At 39.0% G+C, this 14,848-nt stretch carries 18 protein-coding genes; 1 reads left to right on the top strand and 17 read right to left on the bottom strand.

Features of this window, described 5'->3' with window-relative positions; all coding sequences use genetic code 11:
- Nucleotides 1-87: 87 nt before the first annotated feature.
- The 4 genes from BHU72_RS12540 to ppnP all read right to left on the bottom strand — a co-directional run bounded on the left by BHU72_RS12540 (nucleotide 88) and on the right by ppnP (nucleotide 1,425).
- A complete protein-coding gene (locus BHU72_RS12540) occupies nucleotides 88-423 on the bottom strand; it encodes a tRNA-binding protein (RefSeq protein WP_069702977.1) in 336 nt (111 codons plus the stop codon).
- 34 nt (nucleotides 424-457) lie between these two features.
- Nucleotides 458-718 (bottom strand): hypothetical protein, encoded by a 261-nt coding sequence (locus BHU72_RS12535; RefSeq protein WP_069702976.1) that lies wholly within the window; start codon nucleotides 716-718, stop codon nucleotides 458-460.
- A gap of 10 nt (nucleotides 719-728) precedes the next feature.
- Complete coding sequence (locus tag BHU72_RS12530; protein ID WP_069702975.1) at nucleotides 729-995, bottom strand: YkgJ family cysteine cluster protein; 267 nt, start codon at nucleotides 993-995, stop codon at nucleotides 729-731.
- Nucleotides 996-1,110: 115 nt separating this feature from the next.
- Entirely contained in the window at nucleotides 1,111-1,425 is a 315-nt protein-coding gene (gene ppnP, locus BHU72_RS12525; protein ID WP_069702974.1) for a pyrimidine/purine nucleoside phosphorylase, read from the bottom strand.
- Between the two features lie 136 nt (nucleotides 1,426-1,561).
- Between ppnP and BHU72_RS12520 the strand changes: the two genes are divergently transcribed.
- The gene (locus BHU72_RS12520) at nucleotides 1,562-1,867 is read left to right on the top strand and encodes a hypothetical protein (RefSeq protein WP_069702973.1); all 306 of its coding nucleotides are present in this window, start codon (nucleotides 1,562-1,564) and stop codon (nucleotides 1,865-1,867) included.
- A gap of 26 nt (nucleotides 1,868-1,893) precedes the next feature.
- Here the strand turns inward: BHU72_RS12520 and BHU72_RS12515 are convergent, their stop codons facing one another.
- The 13 genes from BHU72_RS12515 to cydD form a co-directional block, all read right to left on the bottom strand.
- The gene (locus BHU72_RS12515) at nucleotides 1,894-2,457 is read right to left on the bottom strand and encodes a DUF502 domain-containing protein (protein ID WP_069702972.1); all 564 of its coding nucleotides are present in this window, start codon (nucleotides 2,455-2,457) and stop codon (nucleotides 1,894-1,896) included.
- A 19-nt stretch (nucleotides 2,458-2,476) separates the two neighbouring features.
- Nucleotides 2,477-3,778, bottom strand: coding sequence for a B12-binding domain-containing radical SAM protein (locus BHU72_RS12510; protein WP_069702971.1), 1,302 nt, complete (start codon nucleotides 3,776-3,778; stop codon nucleotides 2,477-2,479).
- Between the two features lie 23 nt (nucleotides 3,779-3,801).
- The gene (locus BHU72_RS12505) at nucleotides 3,802-4,734 is read right to left on the bottom strand and encodes a TIGR01777 family oxidoreductase (RefSeq protein ID WP_069702970.1); all 933 of its coding nucleotides are present in this window, start codon (nucleotides 4,732-4,734) and stop codon (nucleotides 3,802-3,804) included.
- A gap of 2 nt (nucleotides 4,735-4,736) precedes the next feature.
- Nucleotides 4,737-5,798 carry a branched-chain amino acid aminotransferase gene (locus BHU72_RS12500; RefSeq protein WP_069702969.1) on the bottom strand — a complete coding sequence of 354 codons (1,062 nt, stop codon included), beginning with the start codon at nucleotides 5,796-5,798 and terminating at the stop codon, nucleotides 4,737-4,739.
- Nucleotides 5,799-6,227: 429 nt separating this feature from the next.
- The gene (locus BHU72_RS12495; RefSeq protein ID WP_069702968.1) at nucleotides 6,228-6,695 is read right to left on the bottom strand and encodes a pyridoxamine 5'-phosphate oxidase family protein; all 468 of its coding nucleotides are present in this window, start codon (nucleotides 6,693-6,695) and stop codon (nucleotides 6,228-6,230) included.
- 210 nt (nucleotides 6,696-6,905) lie between these two features.
- Nucleotides 6,906-7,127, bottom strand: coding sequence for a DUF2905 domain-containing protein (locus tag BHU72_RS12490; RefSeq protein ID WP_069702967.1), 222 nt, complete (start codon nucleotides 7,125-7,127; stop codon nucleotides 6,906-6,908).
- A gap of 26 nt (nucleotides 7,128-7,153) precedes the next feature.
- Complete coding sequence (gene ruvB / locus BHU72_RS12485; RefSeq protein WP_069702966.1) at nucleotides 7,154-8,152, bottom strand: Holliday junction branch migration DNA helicase RuvB; 999 nt, start codon at nucleotides 8,150-8,152, stop codon at nucleotides 7,154-7,156.
- Between the two features lie 61 nt (nucleotides 8,153-8,213).
- A complete protein-coding gene (gene ruvA / locus BHU72_RS12480; protein ID WP_069702965.1) occupies nucleotides 8,214-8,855 on the bottom strand; it encodes a Holliday junction branch migration protein RuvA in 642 nt (213 codons plus the stop codon).
- Between the two features lie 91 nt (nucleotides 8,856-8,946).
- Nucleotides 8,947-9,441 carry a crossover junction endodeoxyribonuclease RuvC gene (gene ruvC / locus BHU72_RS12475; protein ID WP_069702964.1) on the bottom strand — a complete coding sequence of 165 codons (495 nt, stop codon included), beginning with the start codon at nucleotides 9,439-9,441 and terminating at the stop codon, nucleotides 8,947-8,949.
- Nucleotides 9,442-9,570: 129 nt separating this feature from the next.
- Complete coding sequence (locus tag BHU72_RS12470; RefSeq protein ID WP_069702963.1) at nucleotides 9,571-10,029, bottom strand: hypothetical protein; 459 nt, start codon at nucleotides 10,027-10,029, stop codon at nucleotides 9,571-9,573.
- A gap of 18 nt (nucleotides 10,030-10,047) precedes the next feature.
- Nucleotides 10,048-11,268 (bottom strand): DNA polymerase IV, encoded by a 1,221-nt coding sequence (locus BHU72_RS12465; protein ID WP_069702962.1) that lies wholly within the window; start codon nucleotides 11,266-11,268, stop codon nucleotides 10,048-10,050.
- 77 nt (nucleotides 11,269-11,345) lie between these two features.
- Nucleotides 11,346-13,118, bottom strand: coding sequence for a thiol reductant ABC exporter subunit CydC (gene cydC, locus BHU72_RS12460; RefSeq protein WP_069702961.1), 1,773 nt, complete (start codon nucleotides 13,116-13,118; stop codon nucleotides 11,346-11,348).
- Nucleotides 13,115-14,842 carry a thiol reductant ABC exporter subunit CydD gene (cydD, locus tag BHU72_RS12455; RefSeq protein ID WP_069702960.1) on the bottom strand — a complete coding sequence of 576 codons (1,728 nt, stop codon included), beginning with the start codon at nucleotides 14,840-14,842 and terminating at the stop codon, nucleotides 13,115-13,117. The genes cydC and cydD overlap by 4 nt, the downstream gene beginning before the upstream one ends.
- Nucleotides 14,843-14,848 lie beyond the last annotated feature (6 nt).

The raw sequence follows: 14,848 nt of genomic DNA, 5'->3' as shown, positions 1-14,848 counted from the left end.
CCCGATTACTTCTTTCTCCCTACCCTATTTCTCTTACCGTATGAAAAATCCTGCTAGATAATCTTAGAATCATAAAATTCTTACAATCTACCCTAGTTTATCACCTTTATTTACTTGCTGTTCTGGTTGTATTAATACTACACCCTGCGCTGAATATGTACCTAAAACTAGTACTTCAGAAATAAATTTCCCTACTTGTTTTGGCGGGAAATTTACAACACCCAGAACTTGCCGCCCTACTAAACTCTCTACACTATAGCATTCCGTAATCTGTGCGCTAGTCTTCTTAATCCCTATTTCCTCACCAAAGTCTACCCACAACTTATACGCAGGCCTTCTAGCCTCTGGGTATTCTTCAGCTTGCACAATTTCTCCGACTCGAATATCAACTTTAAGAAAATCATCAAATGTTGCTAGATTCATTGTAACACCTCACTTTTTATAAATAAGAAATATATTAATCATCGTCTTTGTTCATAAATTCAAACAACGATGATTGTTGATTTCTATTGTCACCCTCTGTATCTGGGACAATAGTTCTGATTGGCTCAATGCGAATAACTTGATGTAAGGATATTGTATATTTTCTTCTCGCAATATCATAGACTACTATTTTCGCACCTTCCCAGCTTTGAATTGTGCCAATCATAGTAGTTTTATATCCAGCTTGATAGAGTCTAATCTTCACCAAATAATCCTCGATTGGTTTGCCTATCATAGTATCACCCTTATGAATTCAATTTCGGTGCTGTTGCCTTTTCTAAATGATTTAAATAATGTAGAGCCTCATCCATAGAAGTTCCACACATTTCCTTAGAGGGTTTTAATGCATCACATACTTTAGGTCTTCCTGAATCGTTAAAGATGTTACATCTTTTATTTGTTGCAAGATGAATACAAGCGACACCTGCTGGTTTGCCATTAGGCATCCCCGGAATAGGTGATGATATTGATAGGGCAACGCAACATGCTCCACATTCTGTTCTGCAATCCACGGAACTTCTCCTTTGACTTAATAATAGTAGATATATTATATCATGATTTAGGTTTTGATAGGAATATGAAAAGGCACCGAAGTTCGGCGCCTATTTCTAATTACGATTGGTATTTTTATTTAATAAAAGAACAGCAGTAATCAGAGATCTCGCTAACTCTCATTTTAAAACTAGCGTTTGCAGGTACTTCAAATGCTTGACCTCCAGCAATTGCAATCCATTCGTCGTTTCCTGGTAATAGTACATCTAATTTTCCTGCTAATATCTCCATAATTTCTTTATCAGCAGTTCCAAACTCGTACTCACCTGGCATCATAATCCCAAGGGTTTTCTTTTCTCCTGATGGGAATAAGATGGTTCTACTCGTTACCTTTCCATCAAAATATACGTTTGCCTTTTTTACTACTGTCACGTTTTCAAATTGATCCATTATCGAAACCTCCAAAAATATAATATGGGTAAGTATATCATATTTCATGAAATTACAACTATATCTTTTCTGATTGTCATCACTACAAATATGATATAAAATTAAATTTGTGCAAAAATAACCTAGGAGGTACAGCATGAGAAAGTATGCCATAATATTTTTAGCTTTTGTTCTATTACTTGCTATAAGCGGATGTTCAAACGAACAAGTAACACCTTTAGTTTCTATGAAAGCACCTACCGGGAAGAACTGCGGAGAAAATATTGTATATCTTCAAGAAGGCGTCAATGTATATAAAGAAATGACTGGATCATTTCCTACAGAGCTTGATGTACTTGCAGAACCTTTGGATGGTAAAGGACCAGTTTTAGAATTTATCCCAAAATGCCCTAGTGGTAATCTTTATCTTATACAAGATGGTCTTGTTATAGAAAAACATTAAGAATATGAATTGAAAAGGGAGCCGAATTATCGACTCCCTTTTAACATGCCTGCTGAAGCTATGAATTTAAGGGCATCCTCTGGAGAAGCTTCAACAGGCTCCACCGTATGTTCTGGAACTAAGATTAAATTCCCCGCTACTTGCATCGATTGCATTAGATAGACGGCTACATAACCTTTTGGTATAAATACTTGGTCGTCATCGTTAGTCAAAAATCCGAGTAGCTTGATATCGTTTGGCATACTTACTAAGACCAAACGTGTAAAGCCTTTACGATTATTAGAGAAAGAATGAATGGTATCTTTAATAATACTATAGATCTTACCGATTAATGGTGTTACAATAATCGCTTTTTCTGTGTACCGAATGATGCTATTGGTAATCCAGTTGGATGCTAGTAATCCAACGAGAAAGATTGTCGCAAGCGTTACGACTGCCCCTAACCCTGGATAGTAAAAACCAGCTTTTTCTAGTAGGCCTTTAAATAATCCATCAGTAAAAAAATACACATTATAAATAATGTAAAATGTTAATACAATCGGAGCTAATATAAATATTCCCTTAAGAAAAATTGCAAATACACGTCTCATTTTTTTCATCCTATCCACATCATAATGTTTTATTACTCGAACGTAAGCTTATGCGGTATCCTAAATTCATCATTAGATTATGAAACACATTGGTCTTTGACTTCATAACTCTTCTTGTAATTGATGAAAGTGAGTAAAATTCCTTTCGAAACCACATATACCCATCAAAAAGTTCTTGTGGAGTCATGTTTTGTGGTTGAAATGCAACTCTAGTTTTACCATTGTATTCGCTCCAATCTTCCGTTAATAGCCTTCCCTCGCGTTTAAATTTCTTATAAATAGGTGTCTTTGGCAATGGTGTTAATACACTGACTGTGACCCCATCGATCCCCAATTGAATACACGTGTCAAGGGTATTCTTAAATACTTCTTTGGTATCTGTGTCAAAACCAAAAATGATGCCCGCTTGAACCGAAATACCATGTTTATGAATTAATTCTATCATATGCTGATACGTGTCAACTTTATTGATACCTTTCCCCACGCTATTAAGGCTATTGCTAGAAAAGGATTCTAACCCAACAAAAAAATAAACACATCCAGCTTCTTTAGCTAAGCGTAATAACTCCACATCATTACAACGATCAATGGTAACTTGAGCTGCCCACTTCTTGTTTAGTTTCTTCAACTTTATCATCAATTTCTTAGCATATTCTATGTCCCCAAAGAAATTATCATCCCAAAACACAAAATACCTACCCTTAATATTTGCAACATCTACTATGACCTGATCAATCGGTCGAGTTCGATACTGATCAAAATATATTTGTTTTAAATTACAATAGCTGCAATGATATGGACATCCTCTAGAAGCGATTACTGCACCGCTCGTAAAATACCGACGATAACCAAGTTCTCTTTTCGGTATTGGAATATTTTCTAATGACGGGACGCAATCACTTTTATATACTTTTTGTTGATGCATCAGCTTATCATGATAAAATTCTTCTAAAAACTTCGGCCATGTATGTTCAGCTTCGCCAATTATTAAATAGTCGCAATGGTGAATTGCTTCTTCTGGGAGTAACGTTACATGTGGTCCACCAAATACAACCTTTGAACCCTTCTGGCGGAAACGTTTTGCTATCTCATAACAATGCATGGCGTTCGGTGTATTAACAGTAATTGCAACCAAATCAAAATTCTCACGATAAGGTATTTTCTGATTATATTCATCAATGAGAACGATTTTGTATTGACTCTCGTCAATGAAAGCAGCTAAATAGGGCATTGTAATTTGAATAAAATTGTTAAATTGCCTTTTTCGAAATTGATTGATTTCTTTATTCTCTGGTGTGATTAGCAAGATACTCTTTCTCATATTCCCTCCAAGAAAAAACCCCGTCAGGAAGACGGAGTGTCAATTAAAATATTTTGCAGTGCAGTCTCTAATTCTGGATATTGAAACACATAACCTTGCTCTATAGCTTTCTTCGGTATAACTCTTTGACTGTGCAATATTAAGTCGGCCATTTCTCCAAGTATTACGCGCAACAATAAACCGGGCACTTGAAACAACGAATGGGTCTTTATCGTCTTTCCAATCATCCTGCCAAAAGAATGCATTGTTACTGGATTTGGACTTGTACCGTTCAATGGCCCCTGTAGTTGATCATTCTCGATTGCAAATCTTATTAGACCTACTAAATCTTTAAGGTGAATCCACGAGCTCCATTGGCTTCCGTTTCCAAGTGTTCCTCCAACATGTAATCTATAAGGAAGCACTAGCTTTTCTAAAGCGCCGCCATTTTTGCCAAGTACAACACCAGTACGTAATAATACTACCCTTACATTATATGCCTGAGCTTTACATGCAAGCTGTTCCCAAGTTTTACAAATCTCTGATAGAAAACCGTATCCTAATTGGGATTCTTCCGTAACTTTCTCGTCATCTCTATCGCCATAGATTCCAATTGCTGAACCATTAATTAGGAGCTTAGGAGTTACGCGTCCTGTAGCTATCGCATCGATAATTTTCTGTGTGGTAGATACACGACTTTCTAATATTCTTGTTTTCTTTGCTTTTGTCCATCTGCCATTAATCGTTTCCCCAGACAGGTTAACAATACAATCAACGGTTTGAGCAAACTCCTGATTTTCTGCAAGGTATTTCCAATCTACTACACGATAACCCTTCTGCATATTATGATTGGAAGCTCCAAGAGTAATCTTATTGCTATTTCTAGTAAGTACAGTCACTTGATAACGATGTAGAAGCAATTCTTCAACTAAATGCTTTCCGATAAAACCTGTACCGCCAGAAATAAGAACGTGCATGATTACTCTACCTCCACTATCCAGCCGAAAGCATCTTCTACTTTACCAGTTTGGATGCCTGTTATTGTATCGTATACTTTCTTCGCTAACTCGCCCACTTCTTTTCCTAGCTCAATGTTTTCACCATTCCAGCTTAATTCACCAATCGGTGAAATAACAGCTGCAGTACCAGTACCAAAAGCTTCTTCTAAGATACCTGATTGGTAGGCTTGGTACAATTCATCCATAGAAATCTTACGTTCCGTAACAGTCAGACCCCACGCTTTTAGGAGATGAATCACAGATGCTCTTGTGATTCCTGGCAGAATGCTCCCCCCTAAGGCAGGAGTGATAATCTCACCATTGATTTTGAAGAACACGTTCATGGAGCCAACTTCTTCAATATATTTCTTCTCTACCCCATCTAACCACAATACTTGGACATAACCCTTTTCAGCAGCACGCTCTTGAGCTTTTAAACTCGCAGCATAATTTCCACAAGTCTTCGCATCCCCTGTTCCGCCTCGAACAGCGCGAACATAATCAGGTTCGACATAAATATTAACTGGATTCATACCTTGTGGGTAATAAGCACCCACTGGTGATAGAATAATCATGAATTTATATGTTTGCGACGCACGCACACCTAAGTATGGATCTGTTGCAATAATGAACGGCCGAATATATAGAGCTGTTCCTGGAGCAGAAGGAATCCAGTCTTGATCAATTCTTACAATCTCCTTAATGGCATTGACACAAAAATCAACATCCACATCCGGCATGCACATTCTTTGGTTGGTTATGTTGATACGCTCCATATTTTTACTCGGTCTAAACAATAAAATTCGATTATCATCTGTTCGATAAGCCTTTAATCCTTCGAATATTGCTTGTCCATAATGAAAAACTGCAGTAGCAGGATCAAGAGGGATTGGTTGATATGGAATAATTTTGGCGTTATGCCAGCCAATATTCTTTTCGTAATCCATGATAAACATGTGGTCTGTAAAATATTTTCCAAAGCCCAGTGCATTTTGATCAGGTTTTGTTTTTGGGCTTGTTGTTTTTTCAATTGTGATTTCCATATCCAATATCCCCTTTTCTAATTTTATCTCAGCGGCGTTTACTAATACTCCCTAAGTTTTCTTTATCTCAGCGGCGTTTACTAATACTCCCACTTCTTTATGTGAGAGATAACTGCCGCCATGCTTCGAAATAAGTGCAACTAGAGTTCAGCTAGCGTAATAACTCCATCTGAACTAAGTTTTCTTTATCTCAGCGGCGTTTACTAGTACTCCACTTCTATATGTAGGAGCTAAGTACCGCCATGCTTCGAAATAAGTGCAACTAGAGTTCAACTAGAGTAATAACTCCATCTAAACTAAGTTTTCTTTATCTCAGCAGCGTTTACTAGTACTCCACTTCTATATGTAGGAGCTAAGTACCGCCATGCTTCGAAATAAGTGCAACTAGAGTTCAGCTAGCGTAATAACTCCATCTGAACTAAGTTTTCTTTATCTACCGTGCTTGCCGGTCATATGTTCAACTTGCATTTGTATCACAGTTGTATGATTCATTGCCCTTTCAATATAATGATTTCCTTGCTCAACATAATTAGGAGAATATTTTTTAATAAACAATTGTAAGGCTTTCCGCTTCCCTTCTACTTCTTCAACAATACTAGCTTTCCCATAGACAATCACACTATCATAATGTGCATCAAATTTCTCTGGAATCAATTGATAATAGTCAATCACCGTAAAAGAGACCAACGGATTATGTTGAATATTATCTAACTTATGCCCTGTTGTAGCAGAATGAAAATACAGACGATTTTGGTCGAACACATAATTCAATGGTACGGAATAAGGGTACCCATTGACACTTATTGTGGCTAATGTTCCGTGTTGGCAACGGTTTAAAATTTCTTTTGTGTCATTTTCACTGATCATCTTTTCTTTGCGTCGCATATTTGTAAACATGATTTCACCTCAGAATACTCATTGAGCTAAACACTACAGACGCGAACACTACTCTCATTCCCTTTAGTATTATTGTCATTATAGTGTTGATTTCCATTTGTATCAATATTCAGAATATATTTTTATGATTTTATCATGATTTGTGAAGAATTACACTAAAAAACACTAACTTTTTTTCGTTAGTGTTTCCAATATTTAAAATCCTGATTTTTAATTTCGGAGTGAAGATATAACCCACAGAACCAATGATAGTACAATACTTAATACGATTGATGTGACCACTGGGAAGTAGAACTTAAAGTTTTCCTTTTCTACTACAATATCACCTGGAAGTCTACCAAAGGAAACAAACCGTCCCCCAAACTGCCAGACAATACCTACTACAACGAATATGATCCCAACAGTAATGAGAACCTTCCCAAAATCATTCATACATTCGATACCCCTTTACTTCTGCGTTATTCTGGTATAGGTATGCCGAAATGCTCATAGGCAAGTGGTGTAACAACGCGACCCCTAGGTGTCCTTTGCAAAAATCCTATTTGTAATAAATATGGTTCATACACATCTTCGATTGTATCCGATTCTTCGCCTATCGTTGCCGCAATCGTATCCAAGCCTACTGGCCCACCAGCAAACTTCGTTATAATGGTATGTAGTAGTCTGTGATCGACATGATCTAAGCCGATATCATCGACTTGAATCATTTGTAGTGCGAGATTGGCAATTTCTTTCGTTATGATCCCTTCTCCGCGGACTTGCGCAACGTCCCTTACCCTTTTTAACATGCGGTTGGCAATTCGCGGGGTTCCCCGTGAACGTCGTGCAATTTCTAATGCTCCATATTGTTCAATTGGTACATTTAATATCTCCGCTGCACGGATAACGATTTGATATAATTCTTCCACAGAGTAATACTCTAAGCGACTGACTACACCAAATCGATCCCTTAATGGAGAAGAAAGTTTACCAGCTCTCGTCGTCGCCCCAATGAGTGTAAATGGAGCTAATTCTAGACGAACAGAGCGAGCACTCGGTCCTTTTCCAAGAATAATATCTAATGCAAAGTCTTCCATTGCCGGATACAATACTTCTTCTACACTTCGGTGTAGCTGGTGAATCTCATCAATAAATAACACATCATTCTCTTGAAGATTCGTGAGAATTGCCGCTAAGTCCCCTGGACGCTCGATTGCAGGTCCTGACGTTGTACGAATATTCACACCGAGCTCATTCGCAATGATATTAGAAAGAGTTGTTTTTCCGAGACCCGGAGGACCATATAGCAATACATGGTCGAGCGCTTCATTGCGCATTTTCGCTGCCTCTATGAACACTTTTAGATTCTCTTTTGCTCGTGTTTGACCAATATATTCAGCAAGATAGCGCGGTCGAAGACTGTATTCAACTTCCCCGTCTTCCTCTGTGAGTCTTGCCGATATAATTCTTTCTTCCATTAGTATTTCTCCTAACTACGTATGTATTCAGATATGGCTAGTATAGGAATGATATAGCCTATTATTGCTCTTTTGAGAGAATATACAGACATTTACGGATATATGTGTCTACTGACCAGCTTTGTCGTTCCTCTTCGCCGTTATTAGACATTACTTCCTGAATCACTCGTTCTGCCTCTCGCAGGGAATACCCTAAGGATTCTAATGCGCCGATGGTATCTTGCAAAATTGATGATGAGCCAAAACAATTAGATGTCAGAGATTGTTTGGCACTTATCCCATTGAAATCAGAATGGATATCCATATCTTTAATCTTATCTTTCAAATCCAGAATCATACGTTGCGCTGTCTTCTTACCTACTCCAGGAAGTTTCGTTAAGAACGCTAGATCTTCAAATTTTATTGATTGGTAGAGTCGATCTAGTTCTCCCGCTCCTATAATATTAATTGCCACTCTAGGCCCGATTCCTGAAACTTGCAAAAGAAGTTGAAACATCTTCTTCTCTGCTTTCTCCAAGAAACCAAAGAGGGATATATCATCTTCGCGGACACTTTGGTAGGTATAAATCCTTTTGGATTCGCCTACTTTTAATTTCCCGTACACGTTCCCTGGTGTATTAATATAATAGCCAAGCCCACCAGTTAACACTACAATATGATCAATATCTACTTCCTCTACAATACCTTCAATAAACGCAATCATGGGTCCCCTCTTCTCTGTAATACTAGAACTTTCTTGCCTTCTTATCTACTATATTATCTTATCTCTTTTATTGCTATGTATCTTATCTCTTTTATTTTTCTGCTAGTTTACTAAGCATGGTAGCAGAATGGGCATGACATATACTTACCGCCAATGCATCTGCGGCATCATCCGGTTTCGGTATCACTTTAAGGTTTAAGAACATGCGCACCATCTCTTGGACTTGATTCTTCTCTGCTCTCCCATAGCCGCAAATCGCTTGTTTTACTTGTAAAGGCGTATATTCATATACGGAAATGCCTGCTCGTACCCCAGCTAATAGCACAACTCCACGAGCCTGACCGACTGTTAAAGCAGTAGAGACGTTTCTATTAAAAAACAACTCTTCTACAGCCATCACGTCAGGCTTATACTTGTCTATCAAATACGTTAAATCTTCGTAGATTTGCCCTAACCGTATAGGCATATCTATGTTTGACTCTGTGCGTATGCAACCAAAATCTATCGGCTTAAGTTTGTTTGCCACACTTTCTATAATCCCATATCCTAATATAGCTGTGCCTGGATCTATCCCTATAATACGCACATTAATTCTCCTTTAGCAAATACGCGTTCGTTACTATTCCACCTTATCAATTGCTTAGATGTTTAGCAATGATAAATTCCACTCAATTCATCATACTGAGTCAAAAAATACCTGTCAATCAGGCATCACCTACAGTTTTCGAATTGAGATAATGTCTTGTAAGGCAATCAAGTGGTTTCCTGACTGCATTTTGCATTTTAACATCGTTTGGGCAGATACAACGCCAGCAATTTTCCCTACTTCAGTACGAATCTTCATTTCCTTTATTGCTTTTGGGTCAAACGCCTGATGAAGGTATTGCGCATATTCCTCTGGTGGCAGTTTCATAGGATTGATGACCTCTTGCCAGCAAATCTCAACCATCTCTTGATTTTGCATTGCTTGTTCGAGAATCAGATTCTTCTCCTCATCTTCTTGAACGAAGCACTCATCCTCATGAACATAGTATTCGCGGCGCTTTTGTTCGATAATTTTCTCTTTATGCTCCGGGAGTACCATTCGATGCCCCTCATATAATTTATTTCCTCGATTCATTCCACGTGTACAATCGCTAATCTGCTTACTTGTGAATTTCCCTATGTGGTTCATGCTGTTTCCTCCTACTCACTATGCCTTATGTCCGCCTATTAACGTTGATCGTTCGTGGTAAACTCCTCCTTCACTTAGGGAGGATGCCTTAAAGATTGCTGTCTTTCCATAACGGTAACGAATATTATCAATTGTATAAGCCAAGGAACGTTCTGCTACCCGATCAGCGAACACTTCAAGCTGTAACGCTTCATCATCCATTAAATTTGATAAAGAAATAGTAATCGCACGGACAGGCTGACTTCCCCAATGCTGCTGAAATAACCATTCTACCAAAGGGCATATATCCGTAGATAAATTGCTATAGCTAGCTAGCAATTTCGAACGCTGAACACTGGATATCAGATCGATACCGCGGACATATAAAGAGATTGTCTTTCCAATCTTCCCTTTCCTTCTAGCCCTACAACATACTTCTTCTGTAATTTCCCTCAGAACAACTTGGATTTCCTCCCAACGATAATAGTCCCGTGGCAGGGTAATCGAATGCCCAATCCCTTTGACATCATCATGGGAATGGGGTGTCACTTGCGAGTTATCAATGCCATTCGCTGATAAATGATACACCTCACCAAGAATCCCGAATTTCTTTTTCAGGATAGGAACTGGATATTGTGCGAGTGTCCCAATCGTTGTAATCCCCATGTTTTTGAAGTTTTTCTCCATTCTTTTCCCAACGCCAAATAAATCTTTCACGGGTCTTGGCCACAGCTTGACTGGTATATCTTCGTAGGACCATTTCGAAATACCGGATAAAGACTTTTTGGCTTCTACATCACAGCATATTTTCGCTAATAATTTATTTGGGGCAATCCCTACTGAGCAAGGTACACCGATTCGCTCATACACGGTTTTCCGAAATAAACTTGCCACATCCACACTACTCCCAAACAACTTTTCCGTGCCTTGTGTATCAATAAATAATTCATCAATAGAAAATGGCTCAACTAAAGGAGAGAATTCCTTGGCAATCTCGACAATGACTAGAGACGTTTCTACATATCGTGCCATACGCGGCCTTACAACAATAGCCTCTGGACATAAGCTCAATGCTTCCCAGCATGGCATCGCTGTCTTAATCCCATATTTCTTCGCTTCTCGACTTGCTGCCAACGTGATACCATGCCGCTTCGCTGGATCACCACAAACTATTACCGGTTTCCCTAGCAATTCTGGCTGGTCCGCCTGTTCTACAGATGCGAAAAATGAGTTCATGTCAGCTAATAACACCGTCTCCATTCCTAATTCCCCCCAACAAAAAGAACATTCGTTCGATAATGCTATCTTATCAAACAAATGTTCTTTTATGCAAGATTTTAATTAATTTTCTCTTTTTCCAATTGTTTCAGTTGATAAAAATGTCCCTGACGCTTCATCAATTCCTCAAAAGTACCCTGTTCTACGATACGCCCCTGACTCATTACGACAATCTCATCCATCTTCTCTAAGCCAACAAGACGGTGCGTCACATATAGAATCGATTTATCTGTAACAATTGGCCATAGAAGTGCCAATATTTCTCTTTCTGTGATTGAATCTAGTCCTGTCGTTGGTTCGTCAAGTAAAAGGATTGGCGCATCTTTCAAGATCATGCGAGCAATTGCCAAACGTTGCCTTTCTCCACCAGACAAGCCAAGGCCCTTCTCCCCCAGTACATCATCTAACGATATATATGCAAGCGATACTTCATCTAAAATCTTGGAAAGCTCGGCATCCGTAGCATCAGGTTTAGCGATCAATAGGTTCGCCCTTACCGTATCATGAAAGAAATGATTCGACTGCGATACAACCCCAAAGTACCTTCTTGCCTCTTCAGGGGAATACGTTGACAACTCTCGTTCACCTAAATAAATCTCACCTTCTTGGTACTCGTAAAACTTTAAGAGTAAATTTAATATCGTGCTTTTCCCAGATCCACTTTGACCTACAATAGCAATCTTCTTACCCACTGCTAAATGTAAGTTCAAGGCATTTAACGCTTGACGTTCCTCATCAGGATAAGAAAAGTTCACATACTGAAATTGAATAGGAACAACATCGACTGGTGGAAATACTACTTCTTCATTGAGTCGTTCAGACTCTTGTATTGACAAGCTGCCATAAGAGGTATTCGACACATGCACATCTTTTGATCCTATACTTGACTTTGTTAACCCAAAGAGTCTACCAGCCGCGACCCGACTTTCTTCCAGATGTCCTGGGATAACTGCTACAGGTGTTGCAGCTTCAAACACCGTAAGAGTTGCTAAGACAAGTAGCGCTAAGAACACTCCGTTCATTTCACCAGCACTGACAGCAATGACTCCCACAAAAAGAACAACCCATGCAGTTAAAAACGCCCCTACCATCGCTAGACTTTCTCCCATACCCGCTAATATCCCAGAACGGTTTTGCTCTTGTATTAAACCCTTGGATGCATGGTTCAATTCTTCGGTCTTCTTTTCTAACTGAAGGCTTGTCTTCAAATCAACAAAACCAAAAAGCAATTCCGTCGCTTGATTCGAGAACTCTGAGCGTTTTTGGCGTAAATGGTAGCCATTATTCTGTCCGATATAGGCAAAAATGACAGGAATCAAAAACCCGACAACTAGAAGACCCATCATCAGAGTGATTGCCATTTGCCAAGAAAATGCTAGTAACAACAAGCCAGTAGCTAAGAATACAAATACCATTACCAGTGGTGGATATACAACCCGTAAAAAGAAGTACTGTAAACTTTCCACATCTGAAACAATACGAGTTAATAAATCACCACTACGATATTTCATGAAAATCGCAGGAGCTAACGGTTCAAGCTTATCGTAAAAAAATACACGAATTTGTCCTAAAATCGAAAAAGTCGCTTGATGTGAAAAAAATCGTTCAGCATAACGGGCCGCAGCACGCGCAAGACCAAAAAATCTGACCGTTACAATAATCAGTGTCAATGTGTGTAATGGTGGATGAAGGGCAGCTTTAGAAATTAAATAACCACCTGTACCCATTAAGCCTACAGAGCTAACCGCAGCTATAAAACCTAAAAGTACAGATAATAAAATAGCTTTCTTCTCTGATGCCATTAGGCGAATTAAATGTCCTAGTTCTCTCATAGATGTTCACCTCTATATACCGACACTATATCACGATATTGCTCAGACTCACGGAGTAACTGATCATGGGAACCACACCCTATTACTTCTCCATCTGATAGCAGTAAAATCTTGTCAGCTCCAATAATCGTTTGTAATCGGTGGGCCACAGTAAATACCGTTGCATGTTCACGCAGTTTCTCCATCGCTTGTTTCATAAAATGCTCTGTTTCTAAATCGAGACCCGCCGTCGGCTCATCAAGGATAACTACAGGAGCTTGTTTCAAAAATGCACGCGCTAACGCAATCCGTTGCTTTTCCCCGCCGGAAATCCCCCGTGCACCTTCGCCAACAACCGTATCATACCCTAGGAATAAATGTTCGACAACAAGATCAACGCCAGCAAGTTTTCCCGCATGTTCGATATCAGGACGGGTAGCTTTTACATTGCTCATAACAATATTGTCGGCAATGGTCCCTGCGAATAGATATGGCTCTTGTGACACATAAGCGACATTCGATAACCATGAATCTTCTTTGACATCTGATAAATTAATTCCATTCACAAGGATTCGGCCCTGGGTCGGCGGTAATAAACCTAGAAGTAATTTTAGTAAGGTCGTTTTTCCAGAACCGCTTCTTCCGACAATCGCCACTTGCTCCCCGGCACGGATTGCAACGCAAATTTTCTTTAATATTTCCCTGTTTTCTTGATAATGAAAAGAAACATTTTCTATAGTCATTTGAGGTGGTGCTAATAATGAAAGCTCTTGATTTCCCCAATTTGTTTTCAACTCTTTTTCATCTAAGACTTCCCATATCTTCTCCCCTGCTGCAATCGCATTTCTCCCTGTATGGAATCCACTTCCTAGGTTTTTCAACGGAAGGTATAGCTCAGGTGCAAGCAGTAGAATAAAGAATGCCGTGTGAAAGCTTAAATGATCATACACTAAACGTAGTCCAACCTCTACTGCAATCATCGCTGTACTAATTGTAGCTAAGATTTCTAGCATTAACGCTGATAAAAAAGCAATTTTCAAAACTTCCATTGTGGTATCACGGAAATTATTACTGATTTCTACAATTTCTCTACGTTGAGCACGACTCTGCCCAAAAATCTTTAACGTTGTGAATCCATGAAGTACATCTAAGAAATGACCAGAAAACCTCATTAAAATATCCATTTGCTCGCGCGATTTACTATCCGCCATCTTCCCAATCAATACCATAAATACGGGGATTAACGGTGCCGTTATCAGCATAATAAGCGCGGAGTAAATATTAAACGTAAAAACGATTATTAAAACCATCAAAGGAATGATGGCCGCTTGAATCAACTGCGGCAAATAACGACTATAATATCCTTCAATCTGATCGATCGCATCTGCTAACACACTAATTAATTGCCCTGTCTTACGTGAAAGAAGATAATGTGGTGCACTCTTCGTAAGTTTCTGCACAAGTTTTTCACGGATACTATTCTTGACAGCCCCAGCGAGTGACACTCCAACTTTCGCATTCCAATACATAAGTAATCCACGACCAATAAATATAGCCAATAAAGTCCCTAACATGCCGTACATAGATGATAGTTGCAACCCTTTTAGAAACACTTGATCCACTATCGTTGCTATAGAATATGCTTGCCCTATCGCCAGAGCTCCACTTGCTATAGCAAAGCAAACCAGGAGGACAAGAATCCGCCCTCGAATTTTTGCCTCCTGGTTTAATCTTTTATCAATCATTTAATT

The organism is Desulfuribacillus stibiiarsenatis (assembly GCF_001742305.1).
Taxonomy (GTDB): Bacteria; Bacillota; Bacilli; order Desulfuribacillales; family Desulfuribacillaceae; genus Desulfuribacillus_A; species Desulfuribacillus_A stibiiarsenatis.
The sequence above is the reverse complement of the archived record's forward strand: the minus strand, read 5'-3'. Positions and strand labels throughout refer to the sequence as shown.

Excerpts from the sequence above, each read along its gene's own strand:
- ruvB (WP_069702966.1), bottom strand. The coding sequence starts at position 8,152 with ATGGAAGAAAGAATTATATCGGCAAGACTCACAGAGGAAGACGGGGAA.
- BHU72_RS12465 (WP_069702962.1), bottom strand. The coding sequence starts at position 11,268 with ATGGAGACGGTGTTATTAGCTGACATGAACTCATTTTTCGCATCTGTA.
- BHU72_RS12540 (WP_069702977.1), bottom strand. The coding sequence starts at position 423 with ATGAATCTAGCAACATTTGATGATTTTCTTAAAGTTGATATTCGAGTC.
- BHU72_RS12495 (WP_069702968.1), bottom strand. The coding sequence starts at position 6,695 with ATGTTTACAAATATGCGACGCAAAGAAAAGATGATCAGTGAAAATGAC.
- BHU72_RS12500 (WP_069702969.1), bottom strand. The coding sequence starts at position 5,798 with ATGGAAATCACAATTGAAAAAACAACAAGCCCAAAAACAAAACCTGAT.
- ruvA (WP_069702965.1), bottom strand. The coding sequence starts at position 8,855 with ATGATTGCGTTTATTGAAGGTATTGTAGAGGAAGTAGATATTGATCAT.
- BHU72_RS12515 (WP_069702972.1), bottom strand. The coding sequence starts at position 2,457 with ATGAGACGTGTATTTGCAATTTTTCTTAAGGGAATATTTATATTAGCT.
- BHU72_RS12510 (WP_069702971.1), bottom strand. The coding sequence starts at position 3,778 with ATGAGAAAGAGTATCTTGCTAATCACACCAGAGAATAAAGAAATCAAT.
- cydD (WP_069702960.1), bottom strand. The coding sequence starts at position 14,842 with ATGATTGATAAAAGATTAAACCAGGAGGCAAAAATTCGAGGGCGGATT.
- BHU72_RS12520 (WP_069702973.1), top strand. The coding sequence starts at position 1,562 with ATGAGAAAGTATGCCATAATATTTTTAGCTTTTGTTCTATTACTTGCT.
- BHU72_RS12470 (WP_069702963.1), bottom strand. The coding sequence starts at position 10,029 with ATGAACCACATAGGGAAATTCACAAGTAAGCAGATTAGCGATTGTACA.
- BHU72_RS12535 (WP_069702976.1), bottom strand. The coding sequence starts at position 718 with ATGATAGGCAAACCAATCGAGGATTATTTGGTGAAGATTAGACTCTAT.
- BHU72_RS12505 (WP_069702970.1), bottom strand. The coding sequence starts at position 4,734 with ATGCACGTTCTTATTTCTGGCGGTACAGGTTTTATCGGAAAGCATTTA.
- cydC (WP_069702961.1), bottom strand. The coding sequence starts at position 13,118 with ATGAGAGAACTAGGACATTTAATTCGCCTAATGGCATCAGAGAAGAAA.
- BHU72_RS12490 (WP_069702967.1), bottom strand. The coding sequence starts at position 7,127 with ATGAATGATTTTGGGAAGGTTCTCATTACTGTTGGGATCATATTCGTT.
- ppnP (WP_069702974.1), bottom strand. The coding sequence starts at position 1,425 with ATGGATCAATTTGAAAACGTGACAGTAGTAAAAAAGGCAAACGTATAT.